We start from the raw sequence: 20050 nt of genomic DNA, 5'->3' as shown, positions 1-20050 counted from the left end.
CAGGGAGGACGTTCCGGCGGGAGCGTCCTCCCTTCTTCGCACTCAGCCTCGGACCGCCGGCGGTCCGACGGCGCGCAGGCCTCCGCGGCTCAGCCGATCGGAATCGAGCGCGGCTGGGGCTTCGCGCCGCCGGCCTTCTTCGGCAGGGTGACCTTGAGCACGCCCTTGTCGAACCTGGCGGCGACCTTCTCGGCGTCGAGCGTGTCGGGCAGCGAGAAGGAGCGGCGGAACGAACCGTAGTGCCGCTCGGACAGCCAGACGTCGGCCTCCCTGCTCTCGCTCTCCTCCTTCTTCTCGCCCTCGATGGTCAGCACGCCCTCGTGCACCGTCACCTTGACGTCCTTATCGGCCATGCCGGGCAGCTCGGCCGAAATCTCGACCGTGCCGTCGCTCTCGCGCACGTCGATGCGCGGCGCGATCATGGCGCGGCTCGCCGAGGCCATCTCCAGGGGCTGGGCGAAGCCGGGCAGGCCCCAGCCGCGGAAGAAGTCCTCGAAGGCGCGGTCCATCTGGCTGCGCCAGGCGGTCATCGGATTGATCCCGCCGCTCGTCGCCGGGGTCTTGCCGCCGGTCTTGCTGGTATCGCTCATTGCTTGCCTCCAATGGCTGCAGGAAACGACCATTGCCGTGTCCGCAACGGTAGCCACAGCGACCCGGACGGCATTGCGCCAGATCAAGACCCGGAGACCCGTCGAGTTTCGGAGAGGTCGTGCGCCGGAGGCGCCGTCAGTCGGGCGGGCCGGACAGCAGCTGGTCCAGGCTGGTCGCCAGGGTCGCCGCGTCGACCGGCTTGGACAGCACGGCAACGCCGCTGGCGCGGGTCAGCTGCGCCGGGTTCAGGTCCTCGCCGTAGCCGGTGCAGAGCAGCACCGGCTGGCGCATGCCCTCCGCGCGCATCCAGTCGATCAGGTCGGTGCCGGACAGGTTGGGCATGCGCCGGTCGGTCAGCACCGCCTCGACCGCGCTGCCCTCGGCCAGGACGCGACGGGCGACCTCGCCGTCGTTGACCAGGGTCGGCCGGTAGCCGAGCCGCTGGAGCATCTCGCCGAGCGCCTCGCGCAGCACCCGGTCGTCCTCGGCGACCAGGATGCGCTGGCCCTGGCCGCGCGGCAGCTGCCGGCGGCCCGGCCGGGCCGTCGCCTTGGCGTCGACGACCGGCGCCGAGGGCCAGAAGAGCTTGACCGTCGTCCCCCCTCCCGGAGCGCTGTCGAGCAGGATCGCGCCGCCATGCCCGATGATCTGGCCGTAGACCGCCGCAAGGCCGAGCCCCCGACCCTTCGAGGGCTGGCGCGTCGTGAAGAAGGGCTCGAAGACGTGCTCCATGACCGCCGGCGCGATTCCGGCGCCGCTGTCGTGCACGACCAGCTCGACGAAGCGGCGGTTCGGGTCGGGCGCACCGGCGGAGGCCTGCAGACGGCCCCCCTCCGCCGGCTCGATCGTCACCTTGACCGGCTCGCCCGGCTTGCCGAGGCCCGGCAGCTGGCGCAGGTCGCCGGTCACCCGCCAGCCGACCTCGATGGTGCCGGGCCTGCCCTCGAGCGCCTCGGCCGCGTTCTTCAGGACATGCCCGACCACGGCGGCGAAGGCGGCCGGCTCGGCCTCGACGGCGAGCTCGCCGGGCCCGGCGTTGAGCCGCAGGGTCGTGCCGGCGGGCAGGTCTGCGCGCAGCTGCGCGACGCTGCGCTCGACCGTCGCAGCGACCGGCACGGCCTTGCGCTCGCCCCGCCCCGGCCGGGCGAAGGCCAGCGCCTCGTCGACCATCTGCTTGGCACGCTGGGTGGCGACGACGATCTGCTCGGCGAAGCCGTGCGGCTGGCCATCCTTGGGCAGATCCTCCGTGAGGAAGCGGGCATAGCCGACGATCGAGGTCAGCACGTTGTTGAGATCATGCGCCATGTCGCCGGCGAGCCGGCGCAGCGCCTCCATCCGCTCGCTGCGCGCCTCGCTCCGCGACAGCGTGTCGGGGCCGCCGCCGGTCCCGGCCTCCGCCGGCCGCAGCAGGCCGACCAGGCCGCCTCGCCTGGCCGCCGAGAGCGAGAGCACGCAGGCCCGCGCGGCGCCCTCGGCGCCGCGCAGCTCGACACGCCCCTGCCAGTGGCCGCCGTGCAGGATGCTCGGCAGGCCGTCGCGCTCGATCCGGCGCCGCGAGTCCTCGGTGAACAGCGGTCCCCAGTGCCGGCCGATCGCCTGCTCGCCCCGGGCGGCACCGAGGAGGTCGCGCAAGGCTGGATTCAGGTAGGTCACCCGCCCGAGCATGTCGCAGACGAGCACGCCCTCGTGCAGCGCGTCGAGCGCGGCCGACGCCGCGTCCGCGCCGGGGGCTCCGATGTCCGGCGCGTCCAGACCCTCGGTGCTGCGAACTTCCATTTCGAGCGGCATACCTGCGAACTGCACCAGACTGGCGAGATTGCCGAAGCCTGCACTCTCGCCCGGCCGGATTCCAGCGCGGGCAGGTCAATGGCAGGTAAAAAAGCGCTCCGGTGCCGGTGGCACCGGAGCGTGAGGAAGGGTTGAGTTGCAGCGGTACGGCCCGGCGCTGCACGGCAGTCCGGGACGGACAATCCGCTACGCTTGTCCGCACACGACATATGGGGGCCTGGCACGGGAGAGCCAAGCCGTCCAATGGTCGCAAGCGCCTGGATGTTGGGTTGCAAGAATGGCAAGACAGCGGCATCGATGCCGCCGCCGCCGCTCCACCGGGGACAGAGCCCTCGACATGGCCCAGAGTCCGCCCAGATCCAGCATCCTGCGACAGGCCGCCGCGCTGCTGCGGGACGGCGCCCCGGGCCAGGCCGAGGTCCAGCTGGAGCGCCACCTGCGCCGCCGCCCGGAGGACGCCGAGGCGCTGCAGCTGGCCGGCCTCGCGGCGCTCGGCCGCGGCGATGCGACGCTGGCCGTCGAGCGCCTGGAGCACGCCGGACGGCTGGCCGAGTGCGCCAGCGGCGCGCCGGATGCCGCGCTGCTGACCAATCTCGGGGCCGCGCGGGCCGCGGCCGGCGACCTGGAAGGCGCCCTGGCCAGCCTGGAACGGGCCTGCGACCGGCCGCCGCCGAGCGCCGCCGGCTTCTTCAACCTCGGCGCGGTGCTGCGCCGGCTCGGACGCGACGCCCGGGCGACCGAGGCTTTCGAGCGGGCCCTGGCGCTCGAGCCGCGGCACCGCGGCGCGCGCAAGGGCCTGGCTGCGGCGCTGCTCGACCTCGGCCGCTGGCGCGAGGCCCTGGCGATGACCGAGGCGCTGCTGACCGGCGAGCCGGACTCCGCCGAGCTGCACTTCAACGCGGCGCTCGCCGCCCGCGCCCTCGGCCGCAGCGAGGCGGCGCTGCGGCACCTCGACGCACTGCCGGAGAGCGCGGCGGCAGCGCTGGAGCGGGCGAGCTGCCTGCAGGAGCTCGGCCGCTGGGACGAGGCCCTGGCCGATTACCGGCGCGCGGCCGCCGCCGAGCCGGGCGCGCTGGCGGCGGTCGCCAAGCGCATGGCCGCCGGCGCGCGCGGCCGCCTGGCGGCCTCGCCGGCGGCGCTACGCCTCCTGCTCCTCGGCGAGGCCTGAGCCGCCGCGCGCCGCCCGGAAGCGCTTGCGATAGGCCCCCGGCTCGGCGGCCAGCGCCTGCTGCAGCTCGAGCTGCGCCTCCAGGGCCGCGCCGTCGAGCGGCTCGAAGGCCAGCTCCAGCACCTCGCGGACGACCGGGACGCACTGGGCGACCGGCGTGCCGGCGGGCAGGACGCCCTCGAAGGCCGGGTCCGTCCAGAGCGCCGGGAAGTGCACCATGCCGGCGGCGAAGCGGTCGCAGTCGACCAGGCCCGAGAGCGTGCGGAACGGCAGGTCCGGCCGGTTCGCCGGGTGCCCGAACAGCAGCGAGACGCCGGGCGGCGCCTCGATCGCCCAGAAGTTCATGAACTTGACCAGGAAGCGGCCGTCGTCCGGCGCGAGCGGCGTGCCGGCGGCCTGGGCCGGCTCGTGGAAGCCGATCGGGGCCCGCGTCGCGTTGCCCCGGGCCGGCATCGGCAGCGGCCAGTCCCAGGCGAAGCCCTCCGGCCCGACCCTGAGATCGCAGGCCAGCGGCAGCAGCAGGCCGAGCCCCATGGCGTCGATCAGCGGCGGGCAGTGCTTGGCGGTGCGGATCGCCGCGGCGTCGACCAGCGCGCTCGGCGCCGTCGCCGGCGCCCGGCGCAGCCAGTCGGGCAGCCCCTGGCGGGCCGGCAGCGGGCGCGGCAGGAAGGGCTCGAACTCGGGCAGGCAGCGAAAGGTCAGCTTCATGCCGTGGAGCCGGCCATTCGGCTATCTGGCGCGCGCGGCCATCAGCTCGCGCTTGCGGAACAGCACGTAGAGCGTCGCCGCGACGATGGTGATGGCGACGAAGATGACGCCGATGACGTTGATCTCGGGCGACAGGCCGAAGCGGAAGCGCGAGCCGATCTCGGTGACCAGGGTCCAGTCGCCGCCGATCGCGAAGACCGTGGTGTTGTAGTTCTCGATCGACTGCAGGAAGGCGATGACCGCCGCCGTCGCGATGGTCGGCGCCAGGAACGGCAGGGTGATGCGGCGGAACAGGAGCAGGCTCGAGGCGCCGAGGTCCTGCGCCGCCTCCTCCAGGTCGCGGTCCTGGCGCTGCAGGCGCGCCATGAACAGCAGCATCGAGTAGGAGGCGATGAAGCTGGCCTGGGCGAGCACGGTCAGGAACAGGCCGCCGGGCACGTCGAAGCGCTTCCAGAAGATCAGCGTCGAGATGCCGAGGATGATGCCCGGCATCAGCAGCGGCGAGACCAGCACGGCATAGAGCAGCGTGTTGGCCCGGCTCTGCAGGCGGGTCAGGACGAAGGCGCCGGACAGGCCGAGCGGCAGCGAGATGCCGATCACGCCGAGCGCCACGACCAGCGAGTTGAGCAGGCCCTGGATCATCCGCTGGTCGCCGGCCAGGGCGTCGAACCACTTCAGGGTCCAGCCGCGCCACTGGGTCACCGAGGGATAGTCGTAGGCGTTGAAGGCAGCCAGCGACATCACCAGCAGCGGCGCGAAGAGATAGACGAAGAACAGCAGGATGTAGGCGTTGAGCACGACGTTCGACCAGTCGATGCCGCGCGACTGCGCCGCCGCGCCCGGTGCCACCGCGATGCCGCCCGCCGCCTGCGTGCTCATGCCGCTCCCCTCCCTGCCCTACTTCGCGATGTCGCGGATGCCGACGCCGAAGAGCTTCATCATCAGCAGGATGAAGACCAGGCAGACCAGGACCAGCGAGAAGGCGTAGGCCGCGCCCAGGTTCCAGCTCTGGGTCTCGAAGAACTGCCGGTAGATCAGCTGGCTGAACCAGTCGCCGGACTTGCCGCGGGTCATGATCTGCGGCACCGAGTAGGAGCCGACCGAGAGCATGAAGGTCATGATGCAGCCGACCGCGATGCCCGGCTTGGCGTGCGGGATGACGACCCGCCAGTGGGTGCGCCAGATCGAGCCGCCCAGGTCCTCGGCCGCCTCCAGCTGGTTCTTGTCCAGGGTCTCGACCGTGTTGTAGATCGGGAAGACCATGAAGAGGACGTAGGCGTAGATCAGCGCCACGAAGACCGAGCCGGAGTACTCGAGGAAGGGCACCCAGGTCTTGTCCTGGAAGCTGACCAGGCCCAGTGCCTCGAGCGCGCTGTTGATCACCCCCTGGTAGTCCAGGATCATCAGCCAGGCGTAGACGCGCAGCAGCTCGTTGATCGCATAGGGGATGACCAGGCCGAGCAGCAGCAGGGCGGCGCGCTGCGGCGTCGCCAGCTTGGCGATGGTGAAGGCCAGCGGATAGCAGACCAGCAGGGCCAGCACCGTGACCGCCAGGGCGTAGACGATCGACTTGACGAAGATGCGGAAGTGCAGGCCTGACATGGCCGTGTAGTTCTGCAGGCCGTAGATCTTGTGCGGCTTGGTCTCGCGCTGCTCCATGTCGGAGATGCCGGCCTGGAGCGCGTCGATCTTCGCCTGCAGCGCGGTCTTCGCCGACTCGTCCCTGGCGTTGCCGAGATCGTAGTTCATGGTCGCGAGATCGGCGTAGGCCCGGTCGATCTTGACCCCGAGGGCGCTGTCGCGCTGCATGGTCCAGAGCGACTGCTCGATCATGAAGGCCTGCGGCAGGACGATCATGATCAGCACCCAGAAGCAGACCAGGGCGACGAAGATCGTCGTCAGCGTCTTGCCGTAGCTGCGGACCAGGTCGCGCATCGCGGACTCGCCCCTTCCGGCTCAGGCGTCGTCGAGCGCGCCGGCGCGCATCGCGACCGCGTCGTCGGCCTGGAAGCCGAGCCGCACCTCACCCTCCAGGGCCGCCTGGCGGTCGAGGTTGGGCTCATGGACGATGAAGGGCTGGTCGCCGACCGTGAAGAACAGGTTGACGTAGGAGCCCTCGAGGTCGCGCCGCTCGAAGCGCCCGGTCAGGCGGTTGTCGAGGTCGTGGCCGTTGACCAGGCTGGCCCGCTCGGGCCGCACGAAGACCATGGCCCGCTGGCCGGCCGCCAGGGCGTCCTGGTTGCGCGCGCGCACCGGCCCGAGCGGCGTCTCGATGCGCGCGTAGGCGGCGTCGGCCTCGGCGACCGTGCCGCTCAGCACGTTGTTCTCGCCGACGAAGGTCGCGACGAAGGGGGTCGCCGGCCGGTCGTAGATCTCGTCGGTCGTGCCGACCTGCTCGACCACCCCGGCGCGCATCACCGCGATCCGGTCGGACATGGTCAGGGCCTCGCCCTGGTCGTGGGTGATGAAGATGAAGGTGACGCCGGTCTTGCGCTGGATCGCCTTGAGCTCGGCGCGCATGTACTGACGCAGCTTGAGGTCGAGGGCCGAGAGCGGTTCGTCGAGCAGCAGCACCGCCGGCTCGACCGCGAGCGCCCGGGCGATCGCGACGCGCTGGCGCTGGCCGCCGCTGAGCGCGCCCGGCCGCTGCGCCTCCTTGCCCTCCAGGCCGACCAGGGCGAGCAGCTCGTAGGCCCGCTCGCGCCGCGTCCTCTTGTCGAGGCCGCGCGCCTCCAGGCCGAAGGCGACGTTCTCCCAGTTGCTCATCAGCGGGAACAGAGCGAGGTTCTGGAAGATCAGAGCGGTCGGCCGGCGCGCGGGCCCGCGCCCGCCCATGTCGTCGCCGCCGATCCTGACCCGGCCCTCGCTCGGCTCGATGAAGCCGGAGACCATCCGGAGGATCGTGGTCTTGCCGCAGCCCGAGGGGCCGAGGATCGAGAAGAACTCGCCGGCGCGGATCTCCAGCGAGGTCTGCTGGACTGCCGTGAAGCCGCCGAAGCGCATCACGACCTTGTCGAGCTCCACGTTCTTGCCGTGCATCGGATCCCCCTGCCAGCGGCGCGTCCGGTCGGCCGGACGTCGAACGGCGACAGGCGGCCCGGGAAAGGCTCCCGGGCCGCCACCGTCACCTTTCGGGAAGATCAGGAGTTGGTGATCTTCTCGACGTACTCGTTGCGCAGCTTGTTGTAGAAGGGCGTCGCCGGCTGCCACCACCAGAGGTTGCCCAGGGCCGCCTCGGTGTAGACCTCGTCGAACTGGCGCTTGTACTCCTCGCCGGCGTGATCGGCGGCACCCTTGGCGGCCGAGTTGTAGCCGGTGTTGGCCGCGAACATGCCGCCGGTCTCCGGCGTGAACAGGAAGTTGATGAAGGCGTAGGCCTGTTCCTTGTTCGTGGCGCCGGCCGGCATGCCGACCGTGTCCATCCAGGTGATGCCGCCTTCCTTGGGCATGCGGTACTTCCACTTGGCGTCCTGGCGGTTGAGCAGCAGGCCGGTCGTGTCCCAGGTCTGGCCGATCGTGGCGCCGGCGTCGGTGAACGCCGCGGTCGCCTCGGTCGCGTTGTTCCAGAAGGCGGCGATGTTCGCCTTGCGGTCGAGGATGTAGCGCACGCAGGCCTCGAAGACGCGGCGGGCGTCCTCCTCGCTCTTGTAGACGTCGAGCATGCGGTTCGACTTCACCTCGCCGATCGAGTCGAGGTAGAGGCCGACGCCCATGATCACCGACTTCTGGCGGAACGCGGCGGCGCCCTTGGCCTCGGACTGCCAGAGCGTGCCGTAGGAGACCTCGGCGTCGCTCAGCGGCCACTTCTTCGAATCGAAGGTGATCGCCTCGGTGCCCCAGTCGAAGGGCAGCAGGTAGCGCTTGCCGCGGTAGCTGGCGCCGAGGCTCAGCGAGTCGCGCAGGATCGAGGGGATGATGTTGCCGGTCTTGATCTTCGACTCGTCGATCTGCGCCAGCAGGCCGTCCTTGTAGTAGTTCGGGCCGGTGTCGACCGAGGGGAAGATCACGTCGAAGCCGCCGCCGCCGGCCGCGCGCAGCTTGTTCTCGGCCTCGTCGTTGGAGCCGTAGGTCGAGAGGTTGACCTTGATGCCGCTCTGCTTCTCGAAGGCCTTGACGATGTTGTCCTGGATGTAGTCGCCCCAGGCGAACACGTCGACGGTGCCGGACGACGACAGCGCGTCGTGGGCGCGCAGCACGAGCGGCGCGGCCAGCGTGGCGGCGGCCCCCTTCAGGACGGCGCGGCGACTGATGGCGGAAACGGCGGCGGACTTGCCGGGCATGGTCTTCTCCCCTTCCCCGATGCGCGAAAGAGCGCTGGTTGGCGGGGCGTTCATTACGCCCGGGCCGTTACAGATCGGCCGGAGTTCCATGACCTTTCGATGAAGGCGGCGCGCTGCCGCGGCGAGGCCGCAGCGAGCGCTTCCGCGGCGCGCGCGGCTCGGTTAGCGTCGCCGCCGCCGAGGCGCAGCGGAGGAAGAGAGATGGCCGAGCGAGCGGGTTCCGACAGGCCGGGCAACGTGCTCCTGATCGTCGCCGACCAATGGCGCTGGGACTGCCTGTCGGCGCTCGGTCACCCGACGGTCCGGACGCCGCACCTGGACGCGCTGGCGGCCGAAGGCACGCTGTTCGCCAGCCACTTCACCCAGGCCAGCCCCTGCGGCCCGGCGCGCGCCTCGCTGCTGACCGGCCTCTACCTGATGAACCACCGCTCGGTCGCCAACGGCACGCCGCTCGACCAGCGCTTCGACAACCTGGCCTGGGCGGCGCGGCGCCAGGGCCTGACGCCCTTCCTGTTCGGCTACACCGACGCCTCGCCCGACCCGCGCTTCCGGGCGCCGGCCGACCCGGACCTGACGAGCTACGAGGGCGTGCTGCCGGGCTTCGAGGTCGGCCTGCGCATGACCGAGGCCTTCAAGCCCTGGCGCGCGGCCCTCAAGCGCCGCGGCTACGCCCTGCCCGACGCGCCCTACGGGCCCTTCCCGGCCGGCCGCGACCCCGAGGGCCGGCGCCATCCGCTGGCGGCCTCGCCGTTCGATGCGAAGGACAGCCTCTCGGCCTTCGGCACCGACGCCTTCCTCGACTGGCTGTCGGTCGAGGACGGCCGCTGGCTGAGCCTGCTGACCTTCCTGCATCCGCACCCGCCGCTGCTCGCGCCGGCGCCCTATCATGCGCTCTTCGCCCCGGCCGACTGCCCGCCGCCGAGCCGGCTCGCCGACCCGGCGGCCGAGGCGGCGCTGCACCCCTTCCTCGGCTGGTACCACGGCGAGCGCCAGGTCCTGGCCTACAGCCCGGACTACGCGGTGCCGGTGGCGGAGCTCAACGCGGCCGAGGTCCGGCGCGTGCGCGCGACCTACTACGGCCTGATCGCCGAGGTCGACGCCCAGGTCGGGCGCATCGTCGAGGCGCTGAAGGCGAGCGGCCGCTGGGACGACACGCTGATCGTGTTCACCGTCGACCATGGCGAGATGCTCGGCGACCACTGGATGTTCGGCAAGCGCGGCTTCTTCGACCCGGCCTTCCGCATCCCGCTGATCGTGCGCGACCCGCGGCCCGAGGCCGATCGGGCCCGCGGCCGGGTCGTCGAAGCCTTCAGCGAGGCGGTCGACGTCATGCCGACGGTGATCGACTGGCTGGGCGGCGCCGTGCCGCCGGCCTGCGACGGCGCCTCGCTGCGGCCCTGGCTGCACGGCGAGACGCCGTCCGGCTGGCGCGACGCGGCGCACTTCGAGTTCGACTTCCGCGATCCGGTGACACGCAGCGCCGAGCGCGCCCTCGGCCTGCCGCCGGAGGCCTGCTGCCTGGCCGTGCGCCGCGGACCGCGCTGGAAGTCGGTCCACTTCGCCGGGCCCGCCGGCATCCTGCCGCCGCTGCTCTTCGACCTGGAGAGCGATCCCGGCGAGTTCGAGAACCTGGCCGCCGCGCCGGCCCACCAGGCGCGCCTGCTCGAGGAGACGCAGGCGCTGCTGTCCTGGCGGCTCGCCCAGGCGCCGCGCGAGCTCGCCGACCTGCTGGTGACGGCGCGGGGCGTGGTCGGCCCCTGAGGCCGCTGCCTCGGGCCGCTACTTCAGGCTGTCGAAGAGGTTGAGGCTCAGCAGCGTCTTGGTCGCCGAGTAGGTCGCATCCAGCTGGCTGGAGAGGGTCTGCAGCTGGGTGTAGACCGCGGCCGTGTCGGCATCGGTCAGGTCGCTCAGCCGGCCCTCCAGGTTGAGCTGCCGGTCCATCTCCAGGTCGATCGCCCGGTCGATCGCGTCGCTGCTGCTCGACAGGCCGCTCTGGATCGTGCTCAGGCCGTCGATGGCCTCGCCGAGCAGATCGTAGGCCTCGCCCAGCGCCGTGTCGTCGACCGGATCGAGGCTGGCGTTGGCGACCAGGCTGCAGGCGCGTATCAGCTGCTCGAAGCCGGCCTCGTCACCGGTCGCACCGTACTCGACGCTCAGGCTGTCGCTCGCCTGGTAGCTGGCCCTGGTCGAATCGCCGCCGTAGTAGGAAAGGTCGGTGCCCGAGGGCGCGCTCTGGGCGGCGTAGCCGTCGAGGTCGACGGGCGCCCGGTCGGTGACGCTGCCGCCGAACAGGTAGCGGCCCTCGAACTGGCTGTTGAGCAGCTGGGCCGCGCTGTCCAGCGCGGTCCGGGCCTCGTCGTCGATGCCGCTCGCCGCGATGCCGTCCTGGCCGAGCACGCTCGACAGGCTGGAGCGCAGGTCGGAGGCCAGCGTCACCATCTGCCCGACCGCGTCGTACATCGCGTCGACCCGCGACAGCGTGCTCTCGCCGGCCTGGGAGTACTGCGCCGAGACGACCAGGTCGGCGGTCAGCTGGCTGACCTCGCGGGCGCTGCCGGCGATGGCCTTGTAGCTGCTCGCCTTGCTGCCGCTCGACAGCTCTTCCGACTTCGCCGCCGAGTCGGCCTGGAGGCTGCTCATCTGCTGTCTCAGCGTGGTCTGGATCGTCAGGGTCGATATGCGCATGGTCCTGCTTCCATCGGTCGTTCGCTGCCCCCGCCGGCGGCCGTCGCCCCCGTCGCCCCCCGTTGCCCCTCGCCCGCCCGGCCGACCCGATCGCCATACGGGGGTAGGGGTCGAGGGACGGCCGGGCGGGGTCGGAGCCGACGCCGGGACGCTGTTGGGGCAGCGCCCGGACACCGGCCGCTTCGGATCACGGATCCGCAGCGGCCGTGACCCAGGTCGTTGTTCCGGAGCGCGATTCACGCCCCGCATCGGCTCGATGCGGGGCGATCGCGCTCTAGTCGACGGCGTTGAGGAGGGCCTGGAACATCTCCTGCAAGGTGCTGATCAGGGTCGAGGCCGCCGAATAGGCGTCCTGGTAGGCGCTCATCGCCAGGGCCTCCTCGTCCAGGCTGACGCCGTAGCTGTTCGAGAAGCTCTCCTGCTGGCTGTCGAGCAGCGTGCTGTCGAGCGTCACCCGGTCGTCGGCGTTGCTGGCGGCGAGCGCGACCTGGCTGACGATGTCGGCGGCATAGTCGGACAGGCTCTCGCTGACGCCGCCGAGCGCGCCGGCCGCGGCGAAGTCGAGCGAGGCGTCGAGCTGCGCCAGCACGGCGTCGACCGTCGTCGTGTCGCCCGAGCTGAGCGCGCTGTCGCCGGCCGCCAGGCTCGCCGAATCGCTGCCGGTTCCGGTCGGCAGCAGGCTGGGGTCGTCGAGCCAGTCGGCGTTGACGGCAATCGACTGCGCGTCGCTGCCGGTGAAGAGGTCGTTGAAGCCGAAATAGCCCGACAGGCTGTCGCCGTCGCCGCCGAGCGTGCCGTCCAGGGCGACCAGCGCGACGCCCTGGCTGGCGTCGTCGGCGCTGAGGACCAGCTTACCGTCGACGATCGAGGCGCTGAGCCCCTCGACCGCGTCGACGCTGTCGATCAGGTCCTGGACCGTCGAGAGGCCCGAGAGGTCGAGATCGAGGACCTGGTCGACGGTGCCGTCCGAGTCGGTCAGCAGGATGCGCACCGTGCCGCTGCCGCTCAGCGCGTCGCTCGCGCCGAGCGTGCCGCTCGAGGTCAGGCTGCTCGGCGCCGGATAGGCGCTGCCGGCATTGGTCACGGCGTTGAGCGTGTCGCCCAGCGCCTGCGCCAGGCTGTCGAGCTCCGCCTGCACCTCGGGCAGCGTCTCGTCGCGCAGCGCGATGTTGCCGCCGATCGAGCCGCCGTCGATCTCGCCGGTGATGTCCTTGCCGTCCACGGTGATGCCGCCGAAGCTGGTCGCCGAGGTCACGGAGCCGGCGGCGCTGTAGCTCAGCTCGTGGACCGTCGAGGTCAGGAGCGCGGTACCCGAGCCGGTGTAGATCTGCAGCTCGTTGCTCGAGTTGGTGAAGTAGGTGACGTCCATCACCCCGGACAGCTCGACCAGGGCGCTGCGCCGCAGGTCCTCGAGATCGTCGGTCGACTCGCCCTGCGCGGTCTTCTCGGCGATCTGCCGGTTGTAGCCGTCGATCTTCTCGAGCAGCGCGTTCGCCTGGTCGACGCCGTCCTCGATGCCCTGGTCGGCGTCGGCGCGCGCCTGCTGGACGCCGTCGGACAGGGCGTTCAGCCGCTCCGCCAGGGCGTCGGCCGCCGAGAGGAAGCTGGCCTTGCTGGACTGGCTCTCGGGATAGAGCTGCAGGTCCGAGGCGGCCGTGCCGAGATCGGAGATCAGGCTCGCCAGGTCGTTGCTGTCGCTCGCGCTGCCCAGCAGGTCGACGAGGCCGTCGAGCGCCGTCGAGGCGACCGCGCTGGCGCCTGCGGCGGCGCTGGCGCTGGCGATCGAGCGGACCAGCGCCGCGTCGACCCCGGCGCCGCCGGTGGTGGCGGTAACCCCGGTCGCCAGGCCGTCGGTGACCTGCGTGCTCAGGGCCGCCGTCTTCGCCGTGTAGCCCTCGACCGAGGCGTTCGCCACGTTCGCCGAGGTCACCTTCATGCCGTAGCTGGCGGCCTGGAGGGCGCTGAAGGCGGCGGAGGTGGCCGAGCCGAGCGAGGTCATGGCCCCGGCCTCAGGCCTCGCCGTCGATCAGGCGGATCGCAGCGCCGCCGGCCTTCTGGCGGGCGCGGCTCTCGCGGGACAGGGCCTCGGCGCCGATCCGGAAGCGCTGCAGCGCGGCCAGGCGCCGGGCCTCCAGCATGCGGGTGTTGCGGCGCAGCTTGTCGCGGACCTGCATCAGCAGCCGGTGCTCGGCGACCAGCATCTTGAGCTGCAGCGTACCGACCGCCGGGTCCGGCGAGGGCGGCGGCGTCAGCGGCGCCATCAGGCTCTTCTTCTCGCGCGTCAGGTCGTCGAGCAGCTCGATCTGGCCGCTCTTCAGGACCTTGAGCTCGATGTCGAGCAGCGCGTCGAGCCGCTCGAGGGCCGAGAGGGCGTCGTGCGCCTCGACGGGGGTGACCCAGCGGCCCTCGGACGGGGCCGGCACGGCCTCCGGCGTGGCGCTGCGGACGGGGTTCGGGATCATGGGCGGGGCTCCTCGATCCGGATCGCGCGGCGGCTCAGCGCATCGCCGAGAGCAGGGTGTCGTACATGTCCTTCACCGTGCTCACGACCTGCGAGGAGGCCGAATAGGCCTGCTGTGCCTTGATCATGCGGGCGAACTCGTCGGTCGTGTCGACCGTCGAGGCCTCGAGCGAGGAGTCCTCGACCGAGCCGGCGCCGCCCTCTCCCGCGACGTTGAGCACGTAGCCGCCGGACTCGGGGCTGGCCGCGAAGACCGTGTCGGACAGCGCGGTCAGGCCGTTGGGGTTCTGGAAGGTCGCGAGCGGGATCACCGCGATGGCGCGCGAGGCGCCGTTGCTGAACACGGCGGTCACGACGCCCTGCTCGTCGATCTCGATGCTCGACAGGCCGGCATAGGCGGCGCCGTCGGTGTCGATGTTGTAGATCGTCAGGTCCGGATCGTCGTTGCCGCTGGCGTACTGGGTCAGGCCGTCGCTGTCGCCCGCGGTGCCGAGGCCGAGGCTGATCGTGCTGTCGGAGGCGCCGGTCGTGAGGCCGGTCAGGGTCAGCTCGGCCGGATCCGGGTTGGTCGAGGCCAGCGTGCCGTCGCTGTTGAACACCAGGTCGATCGAGCCGCCGGCGGTGCCGGAAGTCACGCTGCTGTCGTTGGTCAGCGTCGGATCGTCGAAGCTCATGGTCCAGCTGTTGTCGGCGGTCTTGGTGTAGGTGACCGTCACCGAGTGGCTGACGCCGAGCGAGTCGTGGACCTCGGTCGACATGTCGACGCTGTCGCCGGTCGCGGCGTCGGCCGGCAGGTTGACCTGCAGGTCCAGGCTGGTCGTCGCCTCGGCGGTGCCGTTGATCGAGTCGATGTCGATCGGCTCCAGCGCGCCGACGCTGGTCGGCACCGAGACGCTGTCGCCGCTGTCGAGCGGATAGCCGAGCAGGTAGTAGCCGGAGCTGTTGACCAGGTAGCCGTCGGCGTCGCTCGAGAAGTCGCCGGCGCGGGTGTAGTAGGTCGCGTCGCTGCCCGGCCCGTCGGTGACGACGAAGAAGCCGCTGCCGCTGATCGCGAGATTCGTCGCGGTCTCGGAACCCTCGATCGTGCCCTGGTTGGAGACGTAGTTGACCAGCGAGGTCGTGACGCCGTTACCGGTGCTGCGGGTCGTCGAGCCGCTGCCGGTGACCAGGGAGGCGAAACTGGTGCCGGTCGCCTTGTAGCCGGTCGTGTCGGCGTTCGCGAGGTTGCCGGACACCGAGGCGAGCGCCGTGCTCTGCGCGTAGAGGCCGGTGATCGCCGAGTTGAGGGCGCCGCTGAGGCTCATGGTTCCAATCCTTCCTGGATTGCCGGCGGCAGCGCCGCCGGTCTGGCAGTCGGTCAGGCCGCTTCGAGCAGGCCCTGGACGCTGTCGGGGTCGATGGCGACGTTGCCGGCGTAGAGCGTCGCGCCGTCGCCGGAGTAGTCGATGGCGTTGACCCGGCCGGTCATCAGCACGTTGCTGTCGACCGCCGAGCCGCTGGCGTCGAGCGCCGTGACGGTCAGGTCGTACTCGCCGTTGTCGTAGCTCTCGCCGTCGCTGCCGGAGCCGTTCCAGACGAAGGAGTGGCTGCCGGCCGCGGTGTCGCCGGTGGTCTCGTAGACGACGTTGCCGTCGGAGTCGGTGACCGTCAGCGCGACCGAAGAGGCGTCGTCGCCGAGCGTGTAGTACCACTCGGCCTGGCCGTCCTGGAGAGGCGCCGTCGAGCCCTCCGCGACGACCTCGCTGCCCAGATAGGAGCTCTTGTCCGCCGAGGCCGTCAGCGAGTCCTGCAGCGAGGTCACGCCGTCGACCAGCGAGGTCAGCAGGCTGTTGGCCTCCGACTGCAGCTGGACCTGCTCGGCGGCGGCGACCGCCTGGGTCAGCTCGCCGGTGTCGGTCGGGTCGGTCGGATCCTGCGACTGCAGCTGGGCGAGCAGGACGCTGATGTAGTTGTCGAAGGCGTCGCTCGTGCTGGTCGTGTCGTCGCTGCTGCTGCTCGTGCTCGAGCTGCTGCTCGTCGAGCTCGTCGCCGCCGTCGAGCCGGCGGTCAGCGCGCTGAGGAAAGAGGACATGGCCGTCTCCGCTCACTGTCGGTCTGCAGCGGGCCGAAGGACCGGCTGCTATCAACAATCACGGGCGGGACGACGAAACCTGGCGCGGGACCGGACGATTTTTTTTCCGACGTCGCCGAGGTGCCGGCGGGCGGGCCGGCGGGCGGTCAGCGGGGCGGGAAGCGCTCGTCGGGGCGGTCGCGCCAGGGACCGGGCGGCGGGATCCGGCTGAGCGGCGGCAGGTCGGCGAGCACCTTGCGATCCGCGGCGGACAGCTCGGGCACCGTCATGGTGATCGCCGAGACCAGCCGCTCGATCCGGCTCGACATCGCCTTGTGCAGCGCCTCCATCTGCCTGTCGAAGGCCCCGGCGTCGAAAGCCTCCTGGCGCAGCATGTCGCGCAACGCCCGTCGCCGGCTGTCGATCTCCGCCTCGTTGCTGATCGTGGAGCTCTCCTCGACCTTCTGCCAGTTCGCCAGCAGGCGGTCGCGCCCCTCGCTCGACAGCTTCGGCGCGATCCAGTGGATCAGCGCGCTTTCCATGTCCGGGCGCGGCCCGCCGGCCTCCGGCGGCAGCGGCATCGGCGGCCCCGGACGCAACCAGTCGCCCATCAGCCAGCCGGCGATGAACAGGTTCAGCGCCAGGGACAGGGTGAGGGCGATGCGGATCGTCCAGGAGGCGACGGCTCGGTCTGAGATCATCCGGCTAGCTCACTCGGGAGAGGCGGTGGGGTCTCGGAACGGTCGCGCCGCCCCTCGGCCGGTCGCGGCGCCGACCCTGCGTCAGTGCAGCAGGACGTAGGCGGAGAACTCCACGGCCGGCGCCAGGCCGGGCTGCTCGACGGCGCGGTCCCGGCCGAGCAGCGGCGGCAGCGCGTCGGGCAGCGACAGCGTGACGATGATGCCGAGCGCCAGGCAGACGGCGGCCAGACCCATCGGCCGCACCAGCAGGGCGCGCTGCAGCGTCGAGCGCACCGTGCCGGCCAGCGCGCGCCAGCCGACGCCCGACGGCGCCGGGCTCGGCACCGGGCTCGGCACCGGGCTCGGCGCCGTGCGCCCGGGCCCGGCCGCCAGGATCGCCGCGATCGCCCCGGCTTCGTCCAGGGGCTCCGGCGTCTCGCAGAGCAGGGCCTCGAGACGCCTGGCATCGGCCAGCGAACGGGCCGCCGCCGGATCCTCCTCGACGAGCCGCAGTCCCGCCCTCCGGGCGTCGACCGGCCAGCTCGCCAAGTCGGCGCCGTAGCTGTCCAGGCAGTCTTCGAACTCTTCGCGGGTCACGGAACGCTCTCACGGGACGGGACGGGTCGGTCACCGGAGCGGATCAGAGGCTGCAGGTCGCCGGCAGTCTCCGCCCAGGCTGGTCTTCCGCCACTCTTTACCATCACTGTTTACCATTCCGATAAGCTCTCATCATAGGTCGGCGTGCAATGCCGGACAATTTCGGGTCTTTGGCTCAAATGCCGCGGTCCGGGGTCAACAGCGCTCGCCGGCGCGCTGCTCGGCCATGATCTCCCGCAGGCAGCGGCGCGCCCGCTTCAGCAGCGATTCGACCGAGGCGACGCTGACCCCCATGATGCTGGCCGCCTCGGCGTTGCTGAGCTCCTGGTGATAGAACAGCGAGATCGCCAGCTGCTGCTGCTCGGTCAGCCGGGCGATCGCCTCGCGCAGCTGGCTCAGCTCCTGGGCCTGGCTGATGCCGTCGAAGGCGCCCTGGCGCTCGTCGACGGGCTCCGGCGCCTGCTCCAGGTCGAGTGCCTGCGGCTTGCGCTTGAGGTCGATGACGCGGTTGACCGCGACCCGGTAGAGCCAGGTCTTGATGCCGGCGGCGCCGTCCGGCTGCCAGCTCTCGCGCTTGTCCCAGAGCCGCACGAAGACGTCCTGCGCCGTGTCCTCGGCCTCGGCGGCCTGCAGGCCCATGCGCCGGGCAAGGCCGAAGATGCCGCGGTAGTGGCGCTCGACCAGCAGGCGGTAGGCCTCGCGGTCGCCCTCGACGACCCGGGCCATCAGTCCGGCGTCGTCGGTCACGGGCGGGCCCGCGGCGACGGCGCGCGCCCCGCGGTCCCGAGGCTCGAACCGGGCGGCTTCCTGCATGGCGAGGGTGGCAACTGTGCTCATCCGCGTCCCGGTCAGGTCCTGCCCGTCGCGGGGCCGGGGCCGCCAGCCGGCGCGACCTGCCGCCACTGGGCGGCCAGCGTGGCCAGGCGCTCGGTCGCGGCCTCGTAGTAGCGCGCGCGCTCCTGCCGCGGCGTCCCCTGCAGGCCCTCGAGCAGCGCCGTGTAGAAGCCGAAGAGCTCGCGCGACAGGCCGGGCGCGCCCTGCGGGCTGACCGCGCTGCGCAGGGTCAGCAGCGCCCACTTGGCGGCCGTGCGCTCGTCCTGCTCCCGCAGGTAGAGGCCCTCGCGGCGCGCCCGTCCGGCGGCACGCAGGTGGAAGCCGGCCTGCTCGACCGCGGCGGCCATGAGGGCGATCGGCGACGCCGGGCGCGACGCCCGGCGATAGCAGGCCAGGGCCGCCGCCCTGCGCTCCGGACCGGCCGGCAGCGGCGCAGGCGCCTCCGTGCCGGGCCGCCGCACGCGGCGGCCGGCCTTGCCCGATCGGATCGAGGTTCCAGGAACGGTCATGAGTCGTTGGTCCCCCACAGCGCGGCAAGCTGGTCGCGGGTCTGCTGCAGCAGCTCGAGCTGCGCTTCCAGCTTGGCATAGCGATCATAGAGCTTCTGGGCGTAGTCCTGTGCCGACGCGGTGAGGTCGTCGATCTTGTCGTTGTAGTCCGCGGTCTGGCTGTCCAGCGACTGGATGGCCTTCTGGATCGAGCCGCTCGATCCGGTGTAGCCGTCAAGCTGGTCGTTCAGGACCGAGGCCAGCCCCTGGCTGATCTCGACCGCGATGCTGTCGCTGGCGCTGCCGCCGTAGATCAGGGTCACGCCCTCGTAGGCGGTGCCTGCGGCGCCGACCAGCTTCTTGCCGTCGATCTCGAACAGCGAGCTGTCGCCGTCGACCGAGGCGCCCGTGATGGTGCCGTCGGCGCCGACCGTGACGTCCAGCGTGAAGCTGCCGGAGAAGCCGCCGCCGTCGGAGACCAGCAGGTCGTCGGAGCCGGTGGTGCTGCGCTCGGAGAAGATCGCCTCGACGGAGTCGAGATCGTCGTAGATCGCCGATTCCAGCGTGTCGCTGTCGATGGTCAGCTGGTTGTTCTCGTCGAGCGTGATGCCGATGTCGGCCAGGCTGTCGAGCGTCTCGTCGCCGAAGCTGCCGGTCAAGGTCCCGGCGATCGTGCTGTTCAGGCGGTTCAGCAGCGAATCGCCGAACAGCACCGCGTCGTCGTCCGCGCCGACGCCGGCGGTGTAGGCCTGCTGGGTGTCGTAGAAATCGCGATAGCTGTTGTAGGCGTCGACGAAATCCTCGATCGCCTGCTCGATGCCGCTGTAGTCGGGCGCGACCTTGAGCTCGACGTCGACGTCGGGCTCGGCGGCCGTGAGATAGAGCGTGATGCCGTCGAGCACGTCGTCGACGGTGTTGCTGCTGCGCGTGATCTCGACGCCGTCGACCGTGAAGACCGCCTGCTGGGCGGCGCGCAGCTCGTTGGCGACGGCGCCGCTGTCGTCGAGCACGCCGAGCTGGCTCAGCGCGTCGCCGCTGACGTCGGCCAGACTGATCTCCTGGCCGGTGTCGTCGGCGGTCAGCACCAGCATGGCGCTGTCCGAGGAGACCTGGAGCACCGAGGCGGTGACGCCGGCGCCGGCCGCGTTGACCGCGTCGACCAGGTCGTCCAGCGACATGTCGCTGGTCACCGTGACCGTGGCCGCCGTGCCGTCGCCGAGCGCCAGGCTGAAGCTGCCGTCCAGGCCGAGCGCGGCCGTACTGTCGGCGACGCTGTCGCTGGCGATCTTCTGGGCGGTCGCCAGCTGCTCGACCTGCAGGGTCCAGCTGCCGCTCGCGGTGCCGTTCTCGGCCGTGGCGGAGAGCACGGAGCTGGCGGTCACGCTGCTGTCGCTGGTGCTCAGGTAGGCGCTGCTCTGGGCCCAGACGTCGTCGCGCAGCGAGGCGAGTGCCGAGCTCGAGGTCAGCGCCTCGACGGTATCGGCCAGCGTCTCGACGACGTCCGACAGGTCGCCGTAGGCGGTGCTCTTCACGTCGTTGGCGTCGGCCTTGACCTGCAGCTGGTCGGCGGGCGCCAGCTTGGCCTCGTAGGCCGCCTCGACCAGCTGAGCCGTGTCGATGTCTGTCAGGCCGGTGATGCCGGTCGAGTTGAGCCAGCTGTAGGTGGCGCTCGTGTTGACGCTGGTCATGGCCGCTCGTTCCCCGCGAACCGCCGGCCGGC

The 20050-nt window shown here is 71.5% G+C and carries 19 protein-coding genes; 2 read left to right on the top strand and 17 right to left on the bottom strand.

What is annotated here, in order from left to right; all coding sequences use genetic code 11:
• Positions 1 to 89: 89 nt before the first annotated feature.
• Positions 90 to 590 carry an Hsp20/alpha crystallin family protein gene (locus B9O00_RS03825; RefSeq protein ID WP_159460089.1) on the bottom strand — a complete coding sequence of 167 codons (501 nt, stop codon included), beginning with the start codon at positions 588 to 590 and terminating at the stop codon, positions 90 to 92.
• Between the two features lie 136 nt (positions 591 to 726).
• On the bottom strand, positions 727 to 2367 hold the full coding sequence (locus B9O00_RS03820; protein WP_159460088.1) for a hybrid sensor histidine kinase/response regulator: 1641 nt from the start codon (positions 2365 to 2367) through the stop codon (positions 727 to 729).
• 349 nt (positions 2368 to 2716) lie between these two features.
• Between B9O00_RS03820 and B9O00_RS03815 the strand changes: the two genes are divergently transcribed.
• Complete coding sequence (locus B9O00_RS03815) at positions 2717 to 3547, top strand: tetratricopeptide repeat protein (RefSeq protein ID WP_159460087.1); 831 nt, start codon at positions 2717 to 2719, stop codon at positions 3545 to 3547.
• Here the strand turns inward: B9O00_RS03815 and B9O00_RS03810 are convergent.
• The 5 genes from B9O00_RS03810 to B9O00_RS03790 all read right to left on the bottom strand — a co-directional run bounded on the left by B9O00_RS03810 (position 3518) and on the right by B9O00_RS03790 (position 8535).
• Positions 3518 to 4255, bottom strand: coding sequence for a hypothetical protein (locus B9O00_RS03810; RefSeq protein ID WP_085121125.1), 738 nt, complete (start codon positions 4253 to 4255; stop codon positions 3518 to 3520). The two genes, B9O00_RS03815 and B9O00_RS03810, sit on opposite strands and share 30 nt — an antisense overlap.
• Before the next feature lie 21 nt (positions 4256 to 4276).
• Entirely contained in the window at positions 4277 to 5134 is an 858-nt protein-coding gene (locus tag B9O00_RS03805) for an ABC transporter permease (RefSeq protein ID WP_085121124.1), read from the bottom strand.
• 18 nt (positions 5135 to 5152) lie between these two features.
• Positions 5153 to 6190 (bottom strand): ABC transporter permease, encoded by a 1038-nt coding sequence (locus B9O00_RS03800; RefSeq protein ID WP_085121123.1) that lies wholly within the window; start codon positions 6188 to 6190, stop codon positions 5153 to 5155.
• Positions 6191 to 6211: 21 nt separating this feature from the next.
• Positions 6212 to 7294: an ABC transporter ATP-binding protein gene (locus B9O00_RS03795; protein WP_085121122.1), complete on the bottom strand. Its 1083-nt coding sequence runs from the start codon at positions 7292 to 7294 to the stop codon at positions 6212 to 6214.
• 101 nt (positions 7295 to 7395) lie between these two features.
• On the bottom strand, positions 7396 to 8535 hold the full coding sequence (locus tag B9O00_RS03790) for an extracellular solute-binding protein (protein ID WP_085121121.1): 1140 nt from the start codon (positions 8533 to 8535) through the stop codon (positions 7396 to 7398).
• A gap of 201 nt (positions 8536 to 8736) precedes the next feature.
• On the opposite strand from B9O00_RS03790, the gene B9O00_RS03785 reads away from it, so the two are divergent.
• Positions 8737 to 10296, top strand: coding sequence for an alkaline phosphatase family protein (locus tag B9O00_RS03785; RefSeq protein ID WP_085121120.1), 1560 nt, complete (start codon positions 8737 to 8739; stop codon positions 10294 to 10296).
• An 18-nt stretch (positions 10297 to 10314) separates the two neighbouring features.
• On the opposite strand, the gene B9O00_RS03780 is transcribed toward B9O00_RS03785, so the two are convergent.
• The 10 genes from B9O00_RS03780 to fliD all read right to left on the bottom strand — a co-directional run bounded on the left by B9O00_RS03780 (position 10315) and on the right by fliD (position 20018).
• Entirely contained in the window at positions 10315 to 11220 is a 906-nt protein-coding gene (locus B9O00_RS03780) for a flagellin family protein (RefSeq protein WP_159460086.1), read from the bottom strand.
• Positions 11221 to 11494: 274 nt separating this feature from the next.
• The gene (gene flgK / locus B9O00_RS03775; protein ID WP_085121118.1) at positions 11495 to 13219 is read right to left on the bottom strand and encodes a flagellar hook-associated protein FlgK; all 1725 of its coding nucleotides are present in this window, start codon (positions 13217 to 13219) and stop codon (positions 11495 to 11497) included.
• A gap of 10 nt (positions 13220 to 13229) precedes the next feature.
• Entirely contained in the window at positions 13230 to 13682 is a 453-nt protein-coding gene (locus B9O00_RS03770; protein ID WP_085121117.1) for a hypothetical protein, read from the bottom strand.
• A 34-nt stretch (positions 13683 to 13716) separates the two neighbouring features.
• Positions 13717 to 14985, bottom strand: coding sequence for a flagellar hook protein FlgE (gene flgE, locus B9O00_RS03765; RefSeq protein ID WP_085121116.1), 1269 nt, complete (start codon positions 14983 to 14985; stop codon positions 13717 to 13719).
• A gap of 53 nt (positions 14986 to 15038) precedes the next feature.
• Complete coding sequence (locus B9O00_RS03760; protein ID WP_085121115.1) at positions 15039 to 15752, bottom strand: flagellar hook assembly protein FlgD; 714 nt, start codon at positions 15750 to 15752, stop codon at positions 15039 to 15041.
• A gap of 146 nt (positions 15753 to 15898) precedes the next feature.
• Positions 15899 to 16432: a periplasmic heavy metal sensor gene (locus B9O00_RS03755; RefSeq protein ID WP_085121114.1), complete on the bottom strand. Its 534-nt coding sequence runs from the start codon at positions 16430 to 16432 to the stop codon at positions 15899 to 15901.
• Positions 16433 to 16513: 81 nt separating this feature from the next.
• Positions 16514 to 17008, bottom strand: a complete 495-nt coding sequence (locus B9O00_RS03750; RefSeq protein ID WP_085121113.1) for a hypothetical protein — start codon at positions 17006 to 17008, stop codon at positions 16514 to 16516.
• Between the two features lie 195 nt (positions 17009 to 17203).
• Positions 17204 to 17845 carry a sigma-70 family RNA polymerase sigma factor gene (locus B9O00_RS32970; RefSeq protein WP_159460085.1) on the bottom strand — a complete coding sequence of 214 codons (642 nt, stop codon included), beginning with the start codon at positions 17843 to 17845 and terminating at the stop codon, positions 17204 to 17206.
• Positions 17846 to 17856: 11 nt separating this feature from the next.
• Positions 17857 to 18351 (bottom strand): hypothetical protein, encoded by a 495-nt coding sequence (locus tag B9O00_RS32965; RefSeq protein WP_159460084.1) that lies wholly within the window; start codon positions 18349 to 18351, stop codon positions 17857 to 17859.
• Entirely contained in the window at positions 18348 to 20018 is a 1671-nt protein-coding gene (gene fliD / locus B9O00_RS03740; protein WP_085121111.1) for a flagellar filament capping protein FliD, read from the bottom strand. Before fliD ends, B9O00_RS32965 begins: the two co-directional genes overlap by 4 nt.
• Positions 20019 to 20050: the final 32 nt, after the last annotated feature.

The sequence above is a fragment of the Tistlia consotensis USBA 355 genome, assembly GCF_900177295.1.
Taxonomy (GTDB): Bacteria; Pseudomonadota; Alphaproteobacteria; order Kiloniellales; family DSM-21159; genus Tistlia; species Tistlia consotensis.
Note: the sequence above shows the minus strand (reverse complement) of the source record. Positions and strands in the feature narration are given on the sequence as shown.